Raw genomic sequence first — 21,386 nt, 5'->3', positions numbered from 1 at the left:
ACGTAGGAGAGGCCTCCGGTGTCGAGTTGGAGCTGTCTAGTTCTTCAGCTCGAACACACGGAGGCCTCTCGTGTCCCACGCTAATGCCCGGCTGACTCCGGCCGGCAGGTTGATCCTTGTCCAGCGCATCCAGTCCGGGCGTGCGGTCGCGCATGTCGCAGCCGAAATGGGGATCTCGCGCACGACCGCCTGGCGGTGGTGGCGACGGTTCCAGGAGCAGGGGCCGGCGGGCCTGGTCGATCGTTCCAGCATCGCCCGCAGCCACCCTCACCGCACGGGTCCGTGCGGTGAGACGCGGGTGCGGATCATGCGTCACCTCACCCGCCGCGGGCCGGTGTTCATCGCGAACAAGCTCAGCATGCATGCCTCGACCGTCGGACGGGTGTTGCGCCGCCATCAGACGCCGCTGCTGCGGGAGTTGGACCCGGTGACGGGGGCGGTGATCCGCGCCACCCGCCGGTCCGCGCAACGCTACGAGCACGACCATCCCGGCTCGCTGATCCACGTCGACGTGAAGAAGCTCGGCCGCATCCCTGACGGCGGCGGTTGGCGTCTGCACGGCCGCGGTGATCGACCGGCCCGCAAGCGGGGGCTGGGTTACGACTACGTCCACACCGTCATCGATGACCACTCACGGGTCGCCTACGCGGAGATCCACAACGATGAGAAAGGCACCACCGCGGCTGGTGTCCTCGACCGCGCAATCGCGTTCTACGCGCGCCTGGGTGTGAAGGTCGAACGCGTCATCAGTGACAACGCGTTCGCCTACCGCCACTCGACCGCGTTCCGGAGTGTGATCAACGCGCACGGCATCCGGCAGAAGTTCATCCGACCGCACTGCCCCTGGACAAACGGGAAAGTCGAGCGCCTGAACCGGACCCTCGCAACCGAATGGGCCTACGCCCAGCCCTGGACCTCAAACAACGCCCGAGCCGCCGGCTTGACGGCCTGGCTCAACCACTACAACCTAGACAGAGCCCACCTCGGCATCGGAGGCAAGACCCCCATCGACCGAATCAACAACGGTCGAGGTCAGTACAGCTAGGCGCACCGCTCACGCCCAGCCCGGCCCGCGTCGGCCTGACGACTAGGTCGTCGGTGCGGGGGACTCGCCGCTCGACCCTTCGGCCGGCGCTGTCTCTTCGGGAGCAGGCGGATCCGGAGTCGGTTCGGGCGCCGGTATGGTCGGCAGAACGGGCGGCAGGCTCGGTGCCGGTGGCTGCGGGGCTGTCGTGGGCGGCGGGGTCGGTGCCGTCGGCGGAGTCGAGGGACTGGTCGCCGGCGGGGGAGCGACCGGCTGCGGCGCACTCGGCTGGTTCGAATTCCCGGGTGATGCCGCGGGGGCGAGCTGACGTGTGACGGTCACCGACTTCGACACCCGTGTGCCATCGGCGCCGAAGGCCGTGAGCGTATAGCTCGTCGTCTCGTCAGCGCACGAGAAGGGGAGGGTGAACGTCTTCGCCGTCAGCGGCATGGTCTTGGATTCGGGGTCGAGGTCCGCGGCATCCGCGGTCGTGGCCAGCTGGACGTTCATCGCATCGGTGACGTCCCACGCGAAGGTGGCGACGGCCTCGGCATCCTCGCTGGCGCACACGACGGGTGACTCGCCCCCGGTGAAGGCAGCGATGACCGGCTGGGGAACACCCTCGACGGTCGCGCTGATCTCAGGCCGTGGCGACGACATGCTCGCCGGCTTGACAGCGGCGCCGCTGGTCGCGAGCCCGAACGCGGCACCCACGCCGATGGCAGCCAGAATGGCGCCGCCGGTGATGATCGCGGCGATCACGCGCTTGCGCACTCGCCTGTCGGCTTCGCGCTGATACCGCTCGCGGCGGGTGGCGGCGCGGGCGTCCCTCTCTGCCCGAGCGATCGACCGCTTCGTCTCCTCCGCAGACTCGTGGGGGGTTTCGGGTTCGAGTGTCTTCAGCAGCTCGTCGAAGAGAGCGAGGCCATCCGGTGAGGCCGGTTCGGACGGCGGAGGCGCGGACGGTGCAAGCTCGCTCTCGGCTGCAGGCGTCGTCGATGGCGCCTCAGCGGGCGTGGAGGTCGTCGTCGGAGCTTTCGCTGCTGCTCCGACCGCGACGCTCTTCGGGTCCTTCGTCCATTTCACGTACTCGGCGATGACGTCGGACGATGGGCCGTCTGCACGCAACTCGCCCTTGTGCACCCAGAGCGCCCGCTCACACGTGTCGCGAAGCGAACCGATGGAGTGGCTGACGATCATCACGAGTCCGGCGCTCTTGCGAAGCTCGGCGATGCGTTTCTCGCTCTTGATCCTGAAGCGGCGATCGCCCACAGCGAGAGCCTCGTCGATCAGCAGCGTGGAATGGGCTTTCGCCGACGCGATCGCGAAACGCAACCGAGCACCCATCCCCGAGGAATACGTGCTCATGGGGTGGTGGATGAATTCGTTCAGCTCAGCGAAATCAGCGATCTCCCCGACCTGAGCTGCTGCTTCCTCGGGGGAGAACCCCATCGCCAGCAGGCCGAGCTTGATGTTGTTCTCACCTGAGAGGGAGGGCACCAGCGCGGCGTTCACACCGAGCAGAACCGGACGGTCGCGAGCCCATATCGTTCCCTCCGACGTGGGGATCAGGCCGCTCATTGCCCGGAAAAGGGTCGACTTTCCCGAGCCGTTGTGGCCGACGACTCCGATCGACTCTCCTTCAGAGGCAGTGAAACTCACGCCTCGAAGGGCGGGGACCGTCTTCAGACCCCGGCCGCCGCGGAGCACCTGGGTGCTGAGCAGCCGCTCACGCGGAGCCATCTTCTTCCCTGACGCGTACACCCGGTACGTGACGTGCGCGTCATCGGCGATGATCATCGAGCGAGGAGCGACTGGTTCTGACGCCTCCGGCGCGCTCGCGACTGGTTGATTACTCGACAACGCCGTACCTCGCCTCAGCGCGCCAGAAGAAGATCACACCCACCGCGATCGTCACGATCGCCCACGCGGGTGCGAGAACCCACGCGATAGCGGGGGCGGAGTACGAGTCGATGAGAACGTCGCGTGCGACGCCGACGAACCCGTAGGTGGGGATGACGTGAACGATGTTGAGCAGCAGAGGGTGGTCGGCCAGGGCGCCATCGACGTCGAAGAAGATCCCCGTCGCGTAGAGCAGAACCCGGTTCATGATCGGGATGAGCTGCTGAACATCGCGCGCCCACACCGACATCCGGGCGGCGATGAGCGCGCATCCGAGATTGAAGACGGCCATCACGGCGACCAGAGGGAAGAGCAGCAGCCAAGACCACGCAGGCGGCTCGCCGAAAACAAAAAGGATGATGAAGGTGAGCGCGATCACGGGGATCATCTTCATCGTCTCTTCGATGACGATCGAGATCGGCAGGAGGATGCGCGGAAAGCCGAGGCTCTGCACGAGCTTGGAGTTGCTCGTGATCGACTTCGCCCCGCCGGATATCGACTGCGCGAAGAACTCGAAGATGCAGATTCCCACGATGATGTACTGGGCGTAACCGCTCGGACGCGCGGCATCCGAGAGCACGAAGCTGAACATCGTTCCGTAGATCAGCGCCAGCGACAGTGGGCGCAGGACGAGCCACAGGATACCCAGGCGGTTCTGCAGCAGGCCGCCGATGAGACGGTGGCCTGCGAGGGTCATCGCGAAGCGACGACGTCGCCACGCCTCCACGAGATAAGGACCGAGAGCGGGGCGCTGCCCCACCGGGTACATTCCATCGAGTGCAGGCGACGACACGTCAGCCATAGGTGTCGTACCTCTCTCGCGTCGGGTCACAGACACGGGCATGAGAAGCGCGTGCCGAAGAGCGATTGTCAGTGTAGTCGGGGAGTTGCGGTGACTGAAGCTGTCCAGCCGGTCCGCCGCGGACACCCCAGGCGATGCGCGTAGATAGGATTTAACTTTAAACCGTGCTTCGCGTGGGTCCATATCCTCTGGGAGGCGCAGATCCGCTGAGGGCACTGAAGCGGGCGTCGTTCAGAATCTAGGAGGGCACGTGGCAACCGAGCCTCGCGTCTCGATCGTCATGCCGCTGTACAACGACGAAGACTTCGTCGCCGACGCTCTCGACAGCTGTCTCGCGCAGACACTTCGGGAGATCGAGGTGATCTGCGTCGACGACGCCTCAACGGATGGCACCGTGGCCGTGGTGCAGGAGTATCAGAAGCGAGACTCTCGCGTGCGGCTGCTTCGGCAGCCCGAGAACAGCTCGGCGTTCCAGGCGCGCCGCGTCGGCATCACCGCGGCATCCGCGCGTTTCGTGCTCTTCCTCGACGGTGACGACCAGCTCGACCATCAGGCTGCGGCGGCCGCGCTAGCCCGAGCGTCGTCGGCCGGGGCGGATGTCGTCGGCTTCGGCGTCGAGATCGTCGCGCCTGACGGCGTTCCCTCGAAGCTCGCCGCGGCGCTCCAGCCCACACACGACGAGCTGCGAGCCGCCGACATCATTCCGTCGCTCTTCCCGGCAGGCCAGGCCGCGAATGGCCACCTCTGGCGGTACCTCTTCGACATCCGTCTTCTGCACGCCGCGTACTCGGAGATCGGCGACGACATGAAGTTCTACCGGGCGAACGACCTGCCGGTGTCGTTTCTCGCACTCGCGCACGCGAGGAAGTACGTGTCGGTGCCCGATCGCCTGTATCGGTACCACTTCCGCCGCGGCACCAGCGGGCACAGGGTCGACGGAGTCGACCGGTTCGCCTTCCTGCTCAGTGGGGTGGCGCCCATCACGGCTGTTCGCGCCCAGGTGCATTCCCTGGCAGAACGTTCTGGGGCGGCGGCCGTCGGCATCGTCGCGTCGTACGAGTCGGCGCGGCTGCACATCATCGCGAACGTGCTCGGCTACGCCATTCGCGACACAGCAGGGTCCCTGCAACGCGCGTGCATCGACATGCTCACGCGCGAGGTGGGTGCCATCGACGTGATCCGCGCTGCGGCGGCGTTCTGCGCTGAGGCCCTTCCAGCGTTGTCAGGGTCTTCGGAGGCAGTCGCCACCCCACCGAGGGAGCCGCGCAACATCCTGCTCGCCACGCGGCGGCTCGACACCGGCGGACTGCAGTCTGTGCTGGTCGACCAGGCAGAGCGCCTGCTCGCAGCCGGCCACGTCGTCAGCATCGTGGTGATGGAACGCGGCGAGCGGGAGTTGGATCTCCCGCCGGGGATCGATGTGATCGAGCTGACCAATGAGAGCCAGCTGGCGCGTGTGGATCACTGGATCGAGATCTGCCGAGATCGCTCTGTCGATGTCATCATCGACCACCACATCCTCTATAACGAGCACTGGCCCTGGCGTGCGCTTGCGGCCAAGGCGGTCGGCGTGCCGACGATCGGATGGCTGCATAACTTCGCTCTGCGCCCGTTGTTCGACGGTTCCAGACGCATCTCCTTCCTCACGGCCCATCTGGCCACCTTGTTCAGGGTCGTCACGCTCTCGGCGGCGGACGTCGTCTTCTGGAAGATGCGCGGCATCCATCGCGTCGCGTACCTCCCCAATCCGCCCTCTTCTTTGACCGTGGCAGCGCTGCAGACCTCAGCGGAGCGATCGATCGCTGATGGACGCTTCGAGCTCGCTTGGTGGGGGCGCCTGAACACCACAACCAAGCAGACGCAGCATCTCGTCGCCGTGGCCGCAGAGCTCCGTGCGCGACGCATCGATTTCCGGCTCACCATCATCGGACCCGACTCGCGCGAACTGTCGAGCACGGGATTGCGGCAGCAAGCACAGGCTCGGGGTGTCGACGATGCGATCGAACTGCTCGGCGAGCTCAGCACCGACGAGCTGCTCTCGACTCTGACCGACGCCCACCTGCTTGTGTCGACCAGTGCGATCGAGGGCTACCAGCTCACGATTCCCGAAGCTGAAGCCATGGGCATGCCCGTCGTCATGTACGACCTACCGTGGCTCGACACCGTTCGCGATAACCCTGGCGTCGTCACCACGCCGCAGGGGGACCCCGCGGCGCTCGCCGATGCCATCGTTGATCTCATGCGAGACCCGCAGCGTTACGAGCGGCTCTCGCGCGCCGGTCGGGACTGGGCGCGTCAGGCGGCGTCGGAAGATCTCGGCAGATTGCTGGAGCAGCTGCTCGCAGACGATCTGCCCAGTATCTACCAGCCGGAGCCGACCATGGAGGACGCGAGTCTCTTGTTGGACTGGCTCGTACGTATCGGTGAACGCAATGTCGGGACGGCCGCGGCGGGGTCGGCGGCTGCAGATCTTGACTCCGTGCGTAGGGAACGAGACCTCGCGCGCGCCAAGTTGCGTCAGATCACGGAGGGGCCCTCATTCCGGATCGGGCGTGCTATCACGAAAGTGCCGAGGCGTATCCGGGAGTTCGTCAGACCCGCGGCAAGGCGGGGGTCTCCCCTTCGCGCTGTCGCGGCCGCGCGCGCGGCAGTCGCCACGCCGCCCGCCCCGTTACGAGCGCCGTCTGATGCGCCCACGCCCGCACGTGCTGCTGAACCGGACATCTCGTTCGTCATCCCCGTGTACAACGCCGAGGCTTGGCTCGAAGACTGTGTCACGAGCGTTCTCGCGCAAACGGGGGTCGATGTCGAGGTGATCTGCATCAACGACGGTTCGACTGATGGCTCGGGTGACATCCTGCGCCGTCTCGCACGTGGCGACGCCCGGCTGAGAGTGATCGATCAGCCGAACAGTGGCCAGTCCGTCGGACGCAACAGGGGGTTGGATGCTGCAGACGGGCGGTACCTGATCTACCTCGACAGCGACGACTACTGGCCGAGCGACGTGGCGGAGCGTCTGGTGAGGACTGCGGACGAGCAGAGCCTCGACATGTTGCTGTTCGACTGCATCGCGTTTCGCGACGGCGACATCGACGAGAAGGTCTGGAAGTGGTACTCCACCTACTACCAGCGCACCTACACATACCGCGATGCCCGCCCAGGCGTCCAGCTGATGGCGGCAATGCGGCGCAGCAAGGACTACCGGCCGCACGTCGGTCTGTACATGGCCCGGACCGATTTTGTGCGTGAGCAGGGGGTGCGTTTCATTCCCGGCATCGTGCACCAGGACAACCCGTACACGTTCCGTCTTCTGCTGCACGCGGCTCGCGCAGCGCACGAGCGGATTGACGCATATGCGCGCCGGATGCGCCCTGGTTCGACCATCACGACGTTGAACGCCGAGCGCTCGGCGCGCGGCTACTACCTGTCGTACGTAGAGATGACCCGCGCGCTGAGCGAGGTGGAGTTGCCGAGCGAAGCGGCTGAGCACGTGAACAACATCGTCGACTATGTCTTCGACGGCGCGCGCAAGCAGTTCGCGACGCTGTCGCCGGAGGCGCTCGCGGAGTTGAAAGCCCTCGACGCGGCTCATGACGCGCAGCGCATATACGCGTCCTTGATCGAGAGCAGCAGACGTGCGTGACGAGCCCGGCCGGGTGCGACGTGAGGAACGGACAGAATGACTGAGAAACGACGGGCGCTTATCGTCGGGCCGTACAAAGCCCACAACTTCGGCGATGATCTTGTCGGGGGCATCCTCGCGAGGCACTTGCAGCAACGCGGGTACGAGGTGAGCATTCCTCGCCTCAGTGAGGCGAACAGCGCCTGGCTCGGGACGGCGCCCGCTGAGGGTTACGAGGGGCTTTTCGAATCGGCCGATCTGGTAGTGGTCGGTGGAGGCGGAATCATGAGCGACACGTCCGGAGCGAAGCCGGGTGCCTCGCACTTGCAGTTCGTCGCCGACGCGCAGCAGTCGGGAGCGCTCGCGAGTTCGACCCCAGTCGTCGTCACCAGCGTCGGCGCCGGCCCGTGGCTTCGAGAGCGCTCGCGCAAGCTGGCGCTGGGAGTCTCTTCGCGCGCTGACGCCGTCGGCGTGCGGGACCAGGAGTCGTACGACCACCTGCGTGGCCTCGGGGTGCCGGCCGAGAAGCTCGTTCTGGGCGCGGATGTCGCGCTGCTGACTCCGGAATACCTCGACTTCGCGTCCACTCGCACCGGCAAGCTGGGCTTTCAGTTCGACGTGAGCGCCTTCGAGGATGTGCAGAGCAACCCCGAGCTGCCAGAGATCGTGCAGACGCTGGGCGCCTACGCCCACAAGCGGCGTAAAGACGTCATCCTCATCCGCAATGGCCGGGCGCGATCAGAGATCGCACCCGCGGCGCCCGGCGCCGAACTGTTGAGCTACACAGCGCTGGAAGACTTTCTGCCGCGCCTCGCGGGCATGCGCGCGCTGTTCACGTCTCACCTGCATCTGGCGATCACGTCGTACTCGCAGCGAATCCCGACGTTCTCGCTCTACGTGCGTGAGAAGACGCGCCGGTTCTACGAGCAGATCGGCCACCCTGAGCGGGCGATCGACCTTCGGGTGGCCACAGTGAAGGACCTGAAGCGCTTTCTCGCTGCTGCGGAGAAGGCCAGATGGACGGATGCTGACGAGGCGGCGCTCAGCAGATTGAAAGCAGAAGCGAAAGCCCTTGTGGTGCTCGCCACCTAGCAAGGCCGGTACGACGCGCTGTCGGTAGCCGGAACTCCTGACCGTCAGGGGTTCCGGGGCGGCTGCTGATTGTGTGATCTCGAAGCGCTCGCGAGCGCAACGGTATTCTGATGGTTCGGATTAGGTCGACGGCCTGGTTCTTGCGCATGCCCCAAACTGGCACGAGATGCGGAGTCGACCGCTTGGTGCCTCCGGACGGAAAAGGAAACATGGCAAGTACAGCAAATGCGCCTACGGATGTACGCGTTTCAATAATCATGCCCGTTTTCAATGACGAAGAGCACGTCGCTACCGCGTTGAAGAGTTGCCTCAATCAAACTCTTCGGGACATCGAGGTCATCGTGGTCGATGATGCGTCAACCGACGCCACCACCGCAATCGTCGAGAGCTTCATTGAATCGGATGCGCGCGTCCGCCTCATCAAGCTGGAAACGAACGGCACGGCCTTCTATGCGCGTCGAATCGGCCTCGAGCAGGCCTCCGCGCCCTTTGTTCTGTTCATTGATGGTGACGATGAACTCGTTTCGGATGCCGCCGAATCTTCGCTTCACGAGGCGAATCTTCGAGGCGCGGACGTTGTGGCGTTCGGAGTCCAAGTGATCCGAGCCGATGGAACTACCGGCAGCCACTACGAGCGGTCTATGCAACCTACGCATAGAGAACTGAACGGGCCGGATATCCTGCGTACCCTGTTCCCTGTAGGCAAGGGCGCCCAAGGACAGCTATGGCGCTACCTTTTCTCTCGCGCACTTCTTCTCGACGCCTATAGCGAACTCCCGAGGTCGCTCACGATGGTTCGGGTAAACGATCTTCCGATCGCTTTTCTGGCGTTGATGAGAGCACAAAAGTATGTGTCGATAACGCGTATATTATACCGATACTACTTTCAGCGCGGCGCCAGTGGGCACAGGGTCACTGAATTGGCCGACTACGAGTTCACCGCATCGTCGATCTCGTCGATCGACGCAATCGGGGAGACCGTGGCGCACGAGGTCACAACGAGGCCGGATTCGGATGATCTAGCGCTGATCTACGAATCAGTGCGACGTAGCGTAGTCGGGCGTGTGCTGGAGTACGTCCGTGGAATTGCGGACGATGGTCTGCGCGCATTCTGCCTGGAGAGGCTGAGAGATAGGGTCGGCATGTCCACCCTCGTCTATGCCAGCGCCGACTTCTGTCCTAAGGCGCTGCCGATGCTCGCTTCTGTAGCGTCTCCCGCGCGCTTGTCGGATAAGACCCCGAAGCACATTCTCCTGAGGACGGGGAATCTGCGCACAGGAGGGGTTCAGGGGGTGCTTGTTGCTCAGGCAGCACATCTGCTTGCGGCTGGTTTTGAAGTGACGATCGCGGTAGACGCAGAAGCTGAAACTCACTTCCGTCTTCCGAGTGGTATCGACCTCGTCCGCATCACCGGAGCATCTCGAGCGGCGCGGGTGATCGCGCTCGTCGAGCTCTGCGAGGAGCGCGGTATCGATGTCGTCATCGATCATCATGTGCTCTACAACGAGAACTGGCCGTTCTCAGCCCTGGCGATGAGCGCGCGCGGGGTTTCGACAGTCGGCTGGTTGCACACGTTCGGGTTGAGGCCTATTCTCGACGGGAACTCACGAACTTCGTTTCTCCAGCAGTATCTGCCGCTGCTGTCGATGGTCGTGGCCTTGTCGCGGACCGACGTCGCCTACTGGAAGCTCCTCGGTATTGAGAACGTCGCTTGTCTGCCGAACCCGGCCTCGCCGCTGGCCGAAGAGCTTCCGAGGGGTGGGCAGCCGCGTCCCGCACCAACGGGTCCGATCCAGATCGTGTGGTGGGGGCGCTTGGAGCAATCGGTCAAGCAGGTGACCGAGGTGCTTGAGATCGGGTCCATCCTCGCTGATCTTGGCGTGGACTTCAGAATCAACATCATCGGTCCGGATGGAAAGGACCTGTCGGCGGACAAGCTGAACAAGCTCGCGACCTCCTTGGGTATCGAAGAGAACGTCGTGACCCGGGGGCCACTTCACCACGATGATCTTCTCCAAGCAATCGAGCAGTCCCACGTATACGTGAGCACGAGCGTCATCGAGGGCTATCCGCTTGCATTGGTTGAGGCGCAGTCGCTTGGCCTGCCGGTCGTGATGTATGAGCTGCCATGGCTCGCCACCGCGCAGGGTAATGAAGGCATGATCTCTGTGCCTCAAGGTGACAGACGCGCAGCAGCGCTGGCGTTGGCTGCTCTCGCGCGGGACAACGACCACTACACAACGCGCTCGCAAGGATCTCTCGCAGCTGCGGAAGCCGCGGTCACGCACGACTTTCCCCGCCTCTACTCCGAACTTGTCAGCGGTAGGCTCTCCGAAGCGCATATGCCCGACCCGGAGATCGCAGATGCTCGCCTGATCGTCGCACAGAGCGTTCGTTTTGCCGAGCGAGTGATCCGCAGGGAAGGACGCGCGCTTCAACGCGCGACAGCAACAGCTGTTGAGCAGCGGCGCAAGGCGAAGGCTCTCAGCCAGGAACTCGAAGAAGCCCGGTCGACCATCCGGCGTCTGTCCGGTATGGCAAAGCACGAGCCCAAGGTGCCGTCCGTAGTTCGGACCGGCATCAAGGGATGGCTGATGGGTTTACTGCCCACAACAATGAAGCAGTCGAGCTTCTACGCTCGGCATCACCACAATACGTCGGTGATCCAGAAGAACCAGATTCTTGGCGCTCAGGCCTCTTTGGAGACGCGACTCGATCGGCTGAGCTCCTCGCTCGAGGCGTTGCATCAAACCGCGCGCGGAGCGAATACTCACCTTGAATCGGCCCTGGTGGAGCGGCTGGAGCGGCTGGAGCGTGCTGTTGTCGAGTCGACTCGTGAATCTCGGGGCGGGGTTGTGCACATGCGTCGTATGACCGAGGCGCTGAGCATGCAAGTGGCTGACTCCGCTGAGCATTTCAGTCGTTCAGACGCCGCCGTCGGCGACCTTGCCCACTCGGTCACCACATTCGTGGAAACGGTTAAGCAGTCACTGAATGCTGCGACGAAACGATCCTCAGCAGACGAGGAGAGTCGCAAGCGTCTGATCCACGCATCTCGCACCATCGACGAGGTTCTCTGGTCGAGTGTGTTCAGTGACACCTCGCTCGAAAGCAGCTGGTTCCTGGAGCGCACCTTGTCGCCGGGCCGGTGGGCGGTCGGATATCAGTTCCTCTACGTCCTGTATCGAATCCTCGATGAAGTCCGCCCGGCGTCGATACTTGAACTAGGGCTTGGCCAGTCGTCCAAGATGACAGGCCAGTATGCGTTAAACGTGGGGGGAGTGCGTCACGTCATCGTCGAACATGATGCCGATTGGATCGCGACCTTCGCGGCGAATTTCGCGCTCTCCTCAGCCAGCACTGTGGTGCGATTGGATCTCACTCAGACTGAGGCACCCTCTGGAGCTTTCGTTCATCGTTACGCGGACTTCGCAACGTCCCTAGGCGAGGACGAATACGACTTGGTCATCGTTGATGGGCCCTTCGGCTTTGACCAGGATCTCGCGCGCGTCGATGTCCTGGACCTGATTCCGAGGTCTTTGGGGAAGCGATTCGTCATTATGCTCGACGATGCGCATCGTCGTGGCGAACGAGCGCTCATCGAGCTGGTCGTCGCTGCGCTCGACCAATCGGGCATTCCTTACGTGAGCGCGATGTACAAGGGGCAGAAGGACCTTTGGATCGTCGCGTCGGCTGATCTCGCGTATCTGGCGACGCTCTAGGTGCGGTAGCGCTACCGACAGCCGATGAAACACACACGACGCACCCGAACGTTCGTCTCCCTGACGGGCCCCGAGGGAAACATCGGTGATGCTCTCATCCGCCGCGCAACTCTCCAGTGGGCCCTCGGCACCTCTGACGAGCTGGTCGTTTACACAGGTGATTCGCCTGACGTCTGGCTGCGGCAGCTTGGCGTGCCGGACGATGCTGTCGTCCTGCGCTCCAAGCGCAGCGTCGCCCGCTGGCTCTGGATGCTCGCGACGGCGCGACGTCGGCCCGTGCTCATCTTCGAAGCCGGAGAGGTGCCGTTGCACAAAGGCAACGGGCTACGCGAGCTCGTCTTCCTCGCAGAGACCATGCTTGTGCGGCTGAAGGGCGGCGTCGTTATCCGCCCACCCCGCGGAATCAGGGCGCCGTCGAACCCCTCGATGTGGCTGCACGCTCGCGCAGCCCGGCTGTCACAGGTCGCGCTGTGGCGTGACAAGGCGAGCGCCGCGCTCGTCGGTGGCGGAACAGTCGCACCCGACATCGGATTCGCCGCAGCGACGAGCGATCACGCTGCTGAAACGCGGGATGAACTCCTCGTGAGCCTGCGCGGAGCCCGTGCGATGCCCGGTGACGACTGGCTCGAAGCAGTACGGACGATCGCCGAGACCGCAGGGCTCCGGATACGCACCGTCGTGCAGGTGCGAGAAGACGAGTCGCGTGCCCACGAACTCGCCAAGGCGCTCGGCGGGGAATTCGACGCCTGGGGTGACACCGACCCGGTCGCACACGAAGCACACCTGCGTGAGCGATACTCTCGTGCGCGGCTCGTGATCAGCGACCGGATGCACGTGCTCGTGCTCGCCGCCATCGACGGAGCTGCTCCGGCTGAACTCGTGCCGGCGCCCACCCGCAAGATCACGGAAGCGTTCGCCACGGTCGGTATCCACGACATCACCCTCGACGCAGCGGAAGCACAGCCGCGTGAGATGCAAGCCTTCCTCGAAACCCAGCTGGGCCGCGTGGACCAGATCGGCGAGCACGTCGAAGCCGCCCGCCGGCGACTTGGTGAGATCGAGAGCCAAGTGCGCGAGACGATTCGGATGACCCGCGCATGATCGGTGAGCTGCGACGGGTGCTCTTCCTGTCGCACAGTCACGCCTTCCGATCCTTCCGCGTCGGCAGCCATCACTACGCCCGTGAGTTCGCGCTGCGCGGCGCGGAGGTCGTGCACCTCTCGACTCCGATCTCGCGCGTGCACCGATGGCTCGGCCGAGTCAGCCGCAATGAGGAGGCGCACGTTCCGCGCGGGCCTTACCGCGACCGCGATGGCGTCACGCACCTCGTCCCGCGCACGACGATGCCCGCGCCATTCGGGGCGCTCACTGCCGCTCGCGAATTGCACAAGCACGGTGTGGACCCGCGCTTCGACGTCGTGCTGATCGATCAGCCGCTGCTCTGGGACGGCACTGTGCGCGGACTTTCCGACCGGGTCGTTTATCGGCCCACCGACCTCTATCCGGCGGGTGTGAAAGCCCGCATGCAGAAGCGCATCATCGGCGCGGCGGATGGCGTGATCGCGACCTCAGGGGAAGTGCTTCGCGGACTCGGGTCTCCTCGCCAGCCACACCTCGTGCTGGAGAACGGCGTCGACATCGCTCACTTCGTCGCTACGGCAGAATCCGAGAGATCTGCCGTTTGCATCTACGTCGGGGCTGTCGATCGACGTTTCGACTGGCAGCAGGTGCGCGCGTGGGCACAGGCCCGACCCAGCGTCCGGTTCGTTGTCGTGGGTCCTTCGCCCGCGCCGCCCGTCGCGCTGCCGGACAACGTCGAACTACCGGGTGGGGTGCCCTATTCGTCGCTGCCCTCGCTTCTGCACACCGCGCGAGTCGGAATGCTTCCTCTGTCAGACGATCCGCTCAACGCGGGGCGAAGCCCGATGAAGCTGTTCGAGTACCTCGCCGCCGGGCTCTCTGTGGTCGCTCGGGAGACGCCGGTGATCGGTCCCGACGAGAACGCAGGTCTGTTCACCTATTCCGGCGAAGAGAACGCTCTCGCTGCCCTGGACAGGGCGCTCTCATACCGATCCCCCAACGCGGAAGGGATCGAGCGAGCGCAGCAGCAGTCCTGGTCGACGAAAGCGGACCATCTCGCCGAGTTCCTGCTGAAGCTACCCCGACGCTGAACCCGATTGACCTCTCCGGCGCCGGGCGAGTCTCCACGCAGTCCACACCAGCAGGACGACCGTCGCGATCACGCCGATGAGCGCAAAGACCGAGGTCGCCGTCCCCACTGGCATGAGAGCGCCGTCGACATCGGGCGTCGCGTCGACAGCATCCGTCTGATCGGGAGCGGGCGCAGCCGTTGGGGAAGCGGCGGGAGCGCTGGTCATGTTGTGAGTCACCGCGTCCCACGCGGTGACGTTGCCGGCGTAGCCGGTGGCTGACCCCTTGGCGGCGATGAAGTCCGCCAGCGGATCACTTCCGCGCTGCGGCGCCGGATACCCGGGAATGGAGATGGCCGGCATCTCCACGCCCTTACGCGCGGTGTACGCGTTATAGACGGCGTTTGCCGGCAGCTCGACCAGCGAGAGTGAAGGATCGAGATCCTCGGTCCCTGCGCAGAAGGCCGCCGGCCACCCGCGCGTCTTGTGATTCAGAGAGACCTGAACCGCGTACAGAACGCCCGTGATGATGCGCGTCTGCTGCTCTCCGTAGAGGTCGTCGCCCTGAATCCACGCCGTTTCGGCAGTGTTGATGATGCCGCCCAGCCCCATCGAGGCGTGTCCGAAATCACGGCACGACTCTTGAACCTGTCCGTTCTGGAAGCGGATGCCGGGGTCCTTGCGGGGGACGCTCTGGCAGGCTTCGGCCTTCGCGTCGAGCCACTGGCATCGAAGGTCGGTCGGTGTGCGGTACAGGCCAGCATCACTGACCGGCGCCGCCGGCAACTCGCCGTCGGTAGAAAGGTAAACGTATGCCTCTGTCCGTTCGCGCCACATCGCCAGTGCACGATCGTAAAGCGCGCGATCGTCGAGGAACACAGCGATGCTGATCAGACCTTCGGCTGCGGAAAGCTTCCAGTTGCCGTTGTAACGGCCGTAATCGAAGCTCGTCAACGTCGGAACGAACACTTTGCGCAGCATGGTTCCGAATGCTTTGACGTCGAACTGGTGCCGCTTCGATGACGGTTTGTATGTGTAGCGGATCAGCTCCGCTCCGCGCACCATCTGCCCGGCCGTCCACGCCGTCATCAGAGGCCCGTTCGAGCCTTCGCTTCCCTTGAAGCGAGCCGAATATGCGTTGAGAATCGCAACGGCCCGTTGCGCGTACCTCTCATCGCCGGTGTAGAAGTACGCGAGCGACTGGGCATAGACGGCACGTCCGTCAGCCTGCTGGTCAGCGCAGCCGACGTCAGGCTTCGTGTTGAACGAGCCGCACACGCTGACGCACCCGCCGCGATCATCAGAGCCGCACTTCTTCGCCGTCGGATCCGACGCGGACGCAGAGCCGAAACGTGCGAAGTCCGGTGCGGCGCGCTTCGCATAGGGCGATGTGACGAGCCGCTCGAAGCTGCCGGCCCAGGGCTCGTCACCGTCGACGACGTGCTTCTTCGTCGAAGTGAGATTCTCGAGGCTGTTGAACACCCCAGGATGGGTGAAACCGGCGGATGAGACCACAGGCTGCAGCTCATCGAGTGTCGGCACCTCCTGAGCACGCACGGGTGGGGCGACCACGAGCGACATCGCCAGCATGATGGCGAGCATCAGGAGGGCAGTCGCCCGACGCGCCGTCGACGAGCTCGCAGCGCGCGGCTCTGATCTGCTCAGCACGTTCGTCCTCTCACCGGTTCATACTCGTCACCGGCTATCCACTCTGGCTGACGACCGCTTCGCCACCAAACTCAGCTCACCCCAGGCTGCGCTCCAGCACGTCCGAGATGATGCCAGCGGTGCGGTTCCAGTCGTGGGCATCCACCGGCGGCGAGACGCGGCGCGACGACCCGGTCGCGAGCGTCAGCGTTTCGGCCCAGTGCCGGGCATCCGTCGCCGAATCCACCGCCCACCCGCGGTCTCCCACGACCTCGGCGACGGCGTCGCAGCCGCGCCAGAAGATCACCGGCACGCCGCAGGCGACCGACTCGAGGGCGGGGAGACCGAAGCCCTCGATCGTCGACGGCATCACCGTCGCGCCAGCACCGCGGTACAGCGCCGCGAGCCGGTCGTCGTCCAGGCCGTGCAGCCATTCCACACGGCGCCCGACGTCGAGCGCATCGGCCCGCTCGACGGCCGACCCGATCTCCCGCGCTGGCAGCACGGCCCTCAGCCGCAGCTCGGGCGCGAACGCTAGCGCACGCAGCACGACATCGAGGTTCTTGTGCTGCCGCAGGTTGCCCACGAAGAGCAGGTACGGGTCTGCCGACTCGGCCGCGGGACCGTCGACGCCGAACGTGTCGGAGCAGCCGTTGCCGGCATCGACGATCTCGACCGTGTCGTCGCGCACCCACTCGCGAATCGCTCGCGCCGACGTCTGCGACACGGTGAGCACCACCCCCGCCTTGCGCACCGCGTGGCGCACCGGCCCGCGGTAGTACGCCTCGAATTTCGCGCGCCCGGGCCAGGGCATCCGCAGATGGATGAGGTCGTGCACGGTGAGGATCTGCCGGCGCGCACGCACGAGTGCGCCGTAACCGGGGGTGTAGATCAGCGAATCCCTGGCCTGCTCTGGCAGCGGCCGGAAGGCATCGAGAGCCGAGTGCGCGTGTCCGTCGAGATCCAGCGACCGCCACTCGGGGCGCAGCCGCGGAAGCACCTCTCGGGCGTAGCGTCCGATGCCATGAGCTCCGCGATAGCGATCGTCGACGTAGAGCTCGGTCACGACACCGCTCCGCCGCTCGGGCAGATGGTGCCGGCATCCGTCTCGCGCGAGCGTCGGGTCGGCGAGAGCATCAGGCCGCGTCGAACCCGTTCGGGTTCTTGACCTGCCACGCCCACGAGTCGCGGCACGCGTCGGCGAGCGACCGTGTGGTGCGCCAGGCGAGGTGCTCGTTGGCCTTGGCGGGGTCGGCGACGGTGGTGGCCAGGTCTCCGGCACGGGGTCCGACGATGTCGTAGGGGATCTCACGCCCGCTGGCCTCGGCGTAGGCGCGCACGACCTCGAGCACGCTCGCGCCCTCGCCCGAGCCGAGGTTGTACGCCTCGACGCCGGGGGAGAGGTGCTCGAGGGCGGCGACGTGCCCCTCGGCGAGGTCCATCACGTGGATGTAGTCGCGCACACCGGTGCCGTCGACGGTGGGGTACTGGTCGCCGAACACCGCGAGCTTCTCGCGACGCCCGACAGCGACCTGCGCGACGAACGGCATGAGGTTGTTCGGGATGCCGGCGGGATCCTCACCGATCTCGCCGGACGGGTGCGCGCCGACCGGGTTGAAGTAGCGCAGCAGCACGGCTTCCAGTTCGGGCCAGGCGACCTGCACATCGGCGATGATCTGCTCGATGAACGCCTTCGTGCGGCCATACGGGTTGGTGATCCCGATGCCCACGGGCTGGCTCTCGTCGAGGCGCTCGACACCGGCATCCGGCGTGCCGTAGACCGTCGCCGACGAGCTGAAGACCAGCTTGCGCACGTCTTTCTCGCGCATGATGTCGAGCAGGTTGAGGGTGGAGTTCAGGTTGGTACGGAAGTAGCGCGACGGCTGCGCCACCGACTCTCCCACGGCCTTCAGGCCGGCGAAGTGGATGACGGCGTCGAAGTCGACGTCGCGCAGTGCGGCTTCCGCTGCCGCGTGGTCGGCGAGGTCGGCCTCGATGACCTGCAGCGTCTTGCCGGTGAGCCGCTCGACCCGTCGCAGCGACTCGGGGCTGCTGTTCGAGAAGTCGTCGATGACGACGACGTCGTCACCGCGCTCCAGCAGCACGAGGGCGACGTGGGATCCGATGTAGCCGGCACCGCCGGTGAGAAGAATGCGCACGTTCCGATGCTATCGGGCCATCCTGCCGTTCACCCCTGCAGGATCTCGATCACTTGCCGGGGCGCTCGGCGACGTACTGCGGCACGGTGTCGTCTCTCAGCGCCTGCGACAGGGCGGCCAGGCCCTCGAAGTCGGGGCGCACGATCGACTGGTCACCGACCATGTCCGTGCCCAGAGTCGGCGATGTGAGAAAGAGAACCTCGCTCCGGTCTACCTCGCGCAGGCTGAAAGCGAGGGATGCCACGGAGCCGGCGTCCAATCCTTCGCGCGATCGGCTGGCGGAAAGCTTGCGCTTTCTCGATGCAACGTTGCGCTGATCTTGAGGTTCGGCCTCGACCGGCCTGGCGCGAGCGCATCCCAACGTGCGGAAATGCGGCTCGCCCGGCGGATTGCGATGTACCTCGTGACCGTCATCGATCCGACGCTGCCGCTGTTTCCGTACCGCGAGATCGAGCGCGCCGACTGGGGGCGGCTCTCGCGGGAGTGCGTTCAGCAACCCGTCGTCGTACTTCGACGTGTTCGCACACACCTCCGGCCGGCCACTCAGCGCTTCGCCGCTCGGTATCCCGCCGCTCGCGCGGCGCTCTCGGTGCTGAAGCACTGCTCGGGCTTGGTTCGGGAATAGTACGTCCCACCGGGCATGTGGTAGATCATCGAGCTGGCGTTGCCCTTGATCGGAGCCCACGACGGGCAGTCCCAGGCGCTGATCGGCGCGGTCGAACTGGGGCGAGAGGGCGGGGGCGGAGTCGACGGCTTGGCCGCACTCGGCACGGCGGCGGTCGCGGCTGATGTGGTCGTTCGGGTCGTGTAACCCGGCTTCGACCCCGTCACCCGCACCGAGAGACGCTTGCCGACCATCGACGAGGTGACGACGAGCGTTGAGGAGGTCGCGCCGCCGATGGTCGCACCGTTCGCGAGCCACTGGTAGCGGAACGAGGTGCCCGCCGTCCACGTGCCGGGCTGCGCGGTGAGGCGCGATGACACCTTCACGGTGCCGGAGATGCGCGGAGTGGCGGCGGTGAGGCATCCGGTGTTCCCGAGCGCGGTATCGCTGACGATGCCCGTGCCGCCCAGGGCGACGCTGCTGCGAGCGCCGAGCCGCTTGATCGACTCTCGTACCGGCTCGGGTACGCAAGCCGCCATGGTGACGTACACCGGGCTGTTCAGTCGGCCCGCGAGAGCTGCGCCCGCGAGCGCGTCTGGGAAGTTCTGGCCGGTGGCGACGAAGGTCGCCGGCGGCTTCGCCCCGCCGAAGTACGCGTCGTTGATGTTGGCGGTGGTGGCGTAGCGGTCGGCTCCGCCGATGCGGGTGGTGCTGTACGAACGGCGAAGCTGCGCTTCGATGCCGGCGGACACGGCTCCGGTGCCGCCGACGATCGTCACCGACTCCACGCCCAGGCGCTCGAGCGTGGCGATCGTAGAGGGCGGTACCGAGGCGGAGATGCCGTTGACGAGCACCACGGGAGCCTGGCGTGCGCCGGCGGCACCGGTTGCCGCCAGTGCGTCGGGGAACGAGCGGCCGGTGGCGATCAGCGCATGTGATGCCGAGGAGAAGACCCGCTCGACAACGCGCTGCCCGGTGTCGTATCGCGAGGAGCCACCGAGTCGTTCGACCGGGGCGACGGTCGCGAGCGACCTGCGTACGCTCTCGCTCACGACGCCGGAACTGCCCGCGATGAAGATGCGCTCCGGCGTGAGCCGCTTCACCTCAGCGAGCACCTTCGCCGGCAGAGACGCGGTGGGCGTCAGCAGCAGGGGCCCACCGAGGTGAGCGGCCGCGGCGGCGGCCGACAGAGCGTCTGGGAAGTTGGTAGCCGTGGCGATGAACACCGCCGCCACTCCGGGCTGGTATCGCTTCGAGACGGCGATCGCGGTGTCGAAGCGGTCGGCTCCCGCCAGGCGGGACATGCCAGCGGGGAAGGCGAGGACATCCGCTGTCGGGTCGGCGGGTTCGGGAGCGCCCGCCATCACCTCAGGCAGGTCGACGGGTGTCGCTCCGCAGTCGCCGCTGAGCGTGTTCTTCAGCGCGGCCAGCTCGGTGGCGTCGACGCTCAGCGACCAGCGGTACTTGACCAGCGCCCACGAGGTGACGTACTCGCAAGCGAAGGCGCCGTTGGACGGCATCCATCGCGCCGGATCCTTGTCGGCCTTCGCCTGATTCGAGACCGACGATGCAGCGGTCAACGCGTATTCGACGCCGAGATCGTTGGCGAAGTCGCGACGCTGCTGCGCCGTCCACGCCCAGGCGCCCGAGCGCCACGCCTCGGCCAGGGCCACGACGTGGTCGATCTCGATCTCAGCGGGCGATGTGGCGCTCGCACCGTCGTAGGGGGAGACCCAGGTTCCGCCGCTGATCGTGCAGCGGTCGGTGACCGTCACCGGCGACGTGCTCTCCGCGATGAGCACTTCGTAGCGTGTGTTGCAGCCGTCTCCGTCGGCGTCGATCCAGTGCTCGAACGCGGCACGGTCGTACTTGTGCGCGGAGTCGGGCTCGTGCACGCGCAGCAGCTGCGGCAGATCCGCCGCGGTGGTGGGCGCGGCCATGGCGGGTTGCGCCGCGAGCAACGAGACGATGAGGGCGGCGGTGGTTGACACCGCGAGCAGGGCGCGCTGGAACACGGCTCACAGACCTTCGAAAGCGGGTGAAGACGAGGCGGGTGACTCGTCTCGTCGAATATATCGGTCTACGCGCGTAAGACGACGTCTGCGCCGCGCCGATGAGTACCCCCAGCGTCAGCGTCGGCGAAACACCACCGCAAGCACCGCGACGAGCATCGCGCCGAGCGCCGTACCTGCCGTGTTCGCGACGACGTCCGAGACCGTGGGAAAGCGCGACGGCAGCATCGTCTGCACTGATTCGATCGTCACCGTCATGGCCAGGCCGATCAGCGTGATCATCCACCACGGGACCCGCGGCCAGCCCCAGCGCAGCAGCGCACCCAACGGCACGAACAGGGCAACGTTCGCGAGAAACTCCAGCAGGGCATAAGACTGCACCTGCGGCACGCGCGCATCGATCCAGCCGGCGAGCGTGTCTACGACGCCGGTGACCTTACCCGCCTGCGAGGCCGGCAGCAGGGTGATCAAGAAGACGCTCAGCGCATACGGACCGAGCAGCAGGTTGGGCAGCAGGCGCATCACCGGAGGGCGGCGTCGTGCCGGGGGCGCCCACGCGTAGACCCGCGCGCGCTGGCGCTCGGGCGTTCGGGTGGGGGCGGTCATACCGTCGAGCGTAGCGACGGTGCCTGAACGTTGTCGCCGCGCCC

Annotated in this window: 14 protein-coding genes; 6 read left to right on the top strand and 8 right to left on the bottom strand. The window is 65.7% G+C overall.

The window, feature by feature from the left end; genetic code table 11:
• Nucleotides 1-70: 70 nt before the first annotated feature.
• Complete coding sequence (locus BFN01_RS02265) at nucleotides 71-1,045, top strand: IS481 family transposase (RefSeq protein ID WP_071641107.1); 975 nt, start codon at nucleotides 71-73, stop codon at nucleotides 1,043-1,045.
• Between the two features lie 42 nt (nucleotides 1,046-1,087).
• Here BFN01_RS02265 and BFN01_RS02260 read toward each other — a convergent pair whose 3' ends face one another.
• Both BFN01_RS02260 and BFN01_RS02255 read right to left on the bottom strand, forming a co-directional pair.
• On the bottom strand, nucleotides 1,088-2,824 hold the full coding sequence (locus BFN01_RS02260; RefSeq protein WP_071641105.1) for an ABC transporter ATP-binding protein: 1,737 nt from the start codon (nucleotides 2,822-2,824) through the stop codon (nucleotides 1,088-1,090).
• Between the two features lie 52 nt (nucleotides 2,825-2,876).
• Nucleotides 2,877-3,686 carry an ABC transporter permease gene (locus BFN01_RS02255; protein ID WP_177243786.1) on the bottom strand — a complete coding sequence of 270 codons (810 nt, stop codon included), beginning with the start codon at nucleotides 3,684-3,686 and terminating at the stop codon, nucleotides 2,877-2,879.
• A 292-nt stretch (nucleotides 3,687-3,978) separates the two neighbouring features.
• Between BFN01_RS02255 and BFN01_RS02250 the strand changes: the two genes are divergently transcribed.
• The 5 genes from BFN01_RS02250 (at nucleotide 3,979) to BFN01_RS02230 (ending at nucleotide 14,335) form a co-directional block, all read left to right on the top strand.
• A complete protein-coding gene (locus BFN01_RS02250) occupies nucleotides 3,979-7,371 on the top strand; it encodes a glycosyltransferase (protein ID WP_071641100.1) in 3,393 nt (1,130 codons plus the stop codon).
• Between the two features lie 36 nt (nucleotides 7,372-7,407).
• Nucleotides 7,408-8,442, top strand: coding sequence for a polysaccharide pyruvyl transferase family protein (locus BFN01_RS02245; RefSeq protein ID WP_071641098.1), 1,035 nt, complete (start codon nucleotides 7,408-7,410; stop codon nucleotides 8,440-8,442).
• A gap of 209 nt (nucleotides 8,443-8,651) precedes the next feature.
• A complete protein-coding gene (locus BFN01_RS02240) occupies nucleotides 8,652-12,164 on the top strand; it encodes a glycosyltransferase (protein ID WP_177243785.1) in 3,513 nt (1,170 codons plus the stop codon).
• Nucleotides 12,165-12,188: 24 nt separating this feature from the next.
• On the top strand, nucleotides 12,189-13,265 hold the full coding sequence (locus BFN01_RS02235) for a polysaccharide pyruvyl transferase family protein (RefSeq protein ID WP_071641094.1): 1,077 nt from the start codon (nucleotides 12,189-12,191) through the stop codon (nucleotides 13,263-13,265).
• 137 nt (nucleotides 13,266-13,402) lie between these two features.
• Nucleotides 13,403-14,335, top strand: a complete 933-nt coding sequence (locus tag BFN01_RS02230; RefSeq protein ID WP_256221001.1) for a glycosyltransferase — start codon at nucleotides 13,403-13,405, stop codon at nucleotides 14,333-14,335.
• Here BFN01_RS02230 and BFN01_RS02225 read toward each other — a convergent pair.
• The 6 genes from BFN01_RS02225 to BFN01_RS02200 form a co-directional block, all read right to left on the bottom strand.
• On the bottom strand, nucleotides 14,321-15,916 hold the full coding sequence (locus BFN01_RS02225; RefSeq protein WP_071641090.1) for an alginate lyase family protein: 1,596 nt from the start codon (nucleotides 15,914-15,916) through the stop codon (nucleotides 14,321-14,323). The genes BFN01_RS02230 and BFN01_RS02225 overlap by 15 nt on opposite strands.
• A gap of 142 nt (nucleotides 15,917-16,058) precedes the next feature.
• On the bottom strand, nucleotides 16,059-17,027 hold the full coding sequence (locus BFN01_RS02220) for a glycosyltransferase family 1 protein (RefSeq protein WP_071641088.1): 969 nt from the start codon (nucleotides 17,025-17,027) through the stop codon (nucleotides 16,059-16,061).
• Between the two features lie 70 nt (nucleotides 17,028-17,097).
• Entirely contained in the window at nucleotides 17,098-18,120 is a 1,023-nt protein-coding gene (galE, locus tag BFN01_RS02215) for a UDP-glucose 4-epimerase GalE (RefSeq protein ID WP_071641086.1), read from the bottom strand.
• 49 nt (nucleotides 18,121-18,169) lie between these two features.
• The gene (locus tag BFN01_RS15615; RefSeq protein WP_071641083.1) at nucleotides 18,170-18,364 is read right to left on the bottom strand and encodes a hypothetical protein; all 195 of its coding nucleotides are present in this window, start codon (nucleotides 18,362-18,364) and stop codon (nucleotides 18,170-18,172) included.
• A 299-nt stretch (nucleotides 18,365-18,663) separates the two neighbouring features.
• On the bottom strand, nucleotides 18,664-20,739 hold the full coding sequence (locus BFN01_RS02205) for a cell wall-binding repeat-containing protein (protein WP_071641081.1): 2,076 nt from the start codon (nucleotides 20,737-20,739) through the stop codon (nucleotides 18,664-18,666).
• Between the two features lie 114 nt (nucleotides 20,740-20,853).
• Nucleotides 20,854-21,386 (bottom strand): VanZ family protein (locus tag BFN01_RS02200; protein WP_218161788.1); only part of this gene is annotated, 533 nt, incomplete at its 5' end.

Origin of the sequence: Microbacterium sp. AR7-10 (genome assembly GCF_001878835.1) — a bacterium.
GTDB lineage: Bacteria > Actinomycetota > Actinomycetes > Actinomycetales > Microbacteriaceae > Microbacterium > Microbacterium commune.
The sequence above is the reverse complement of the archived record's forward strand: the minus strand, read 5'-3'. Positions and strand labels throughout refer to the sequence as shown.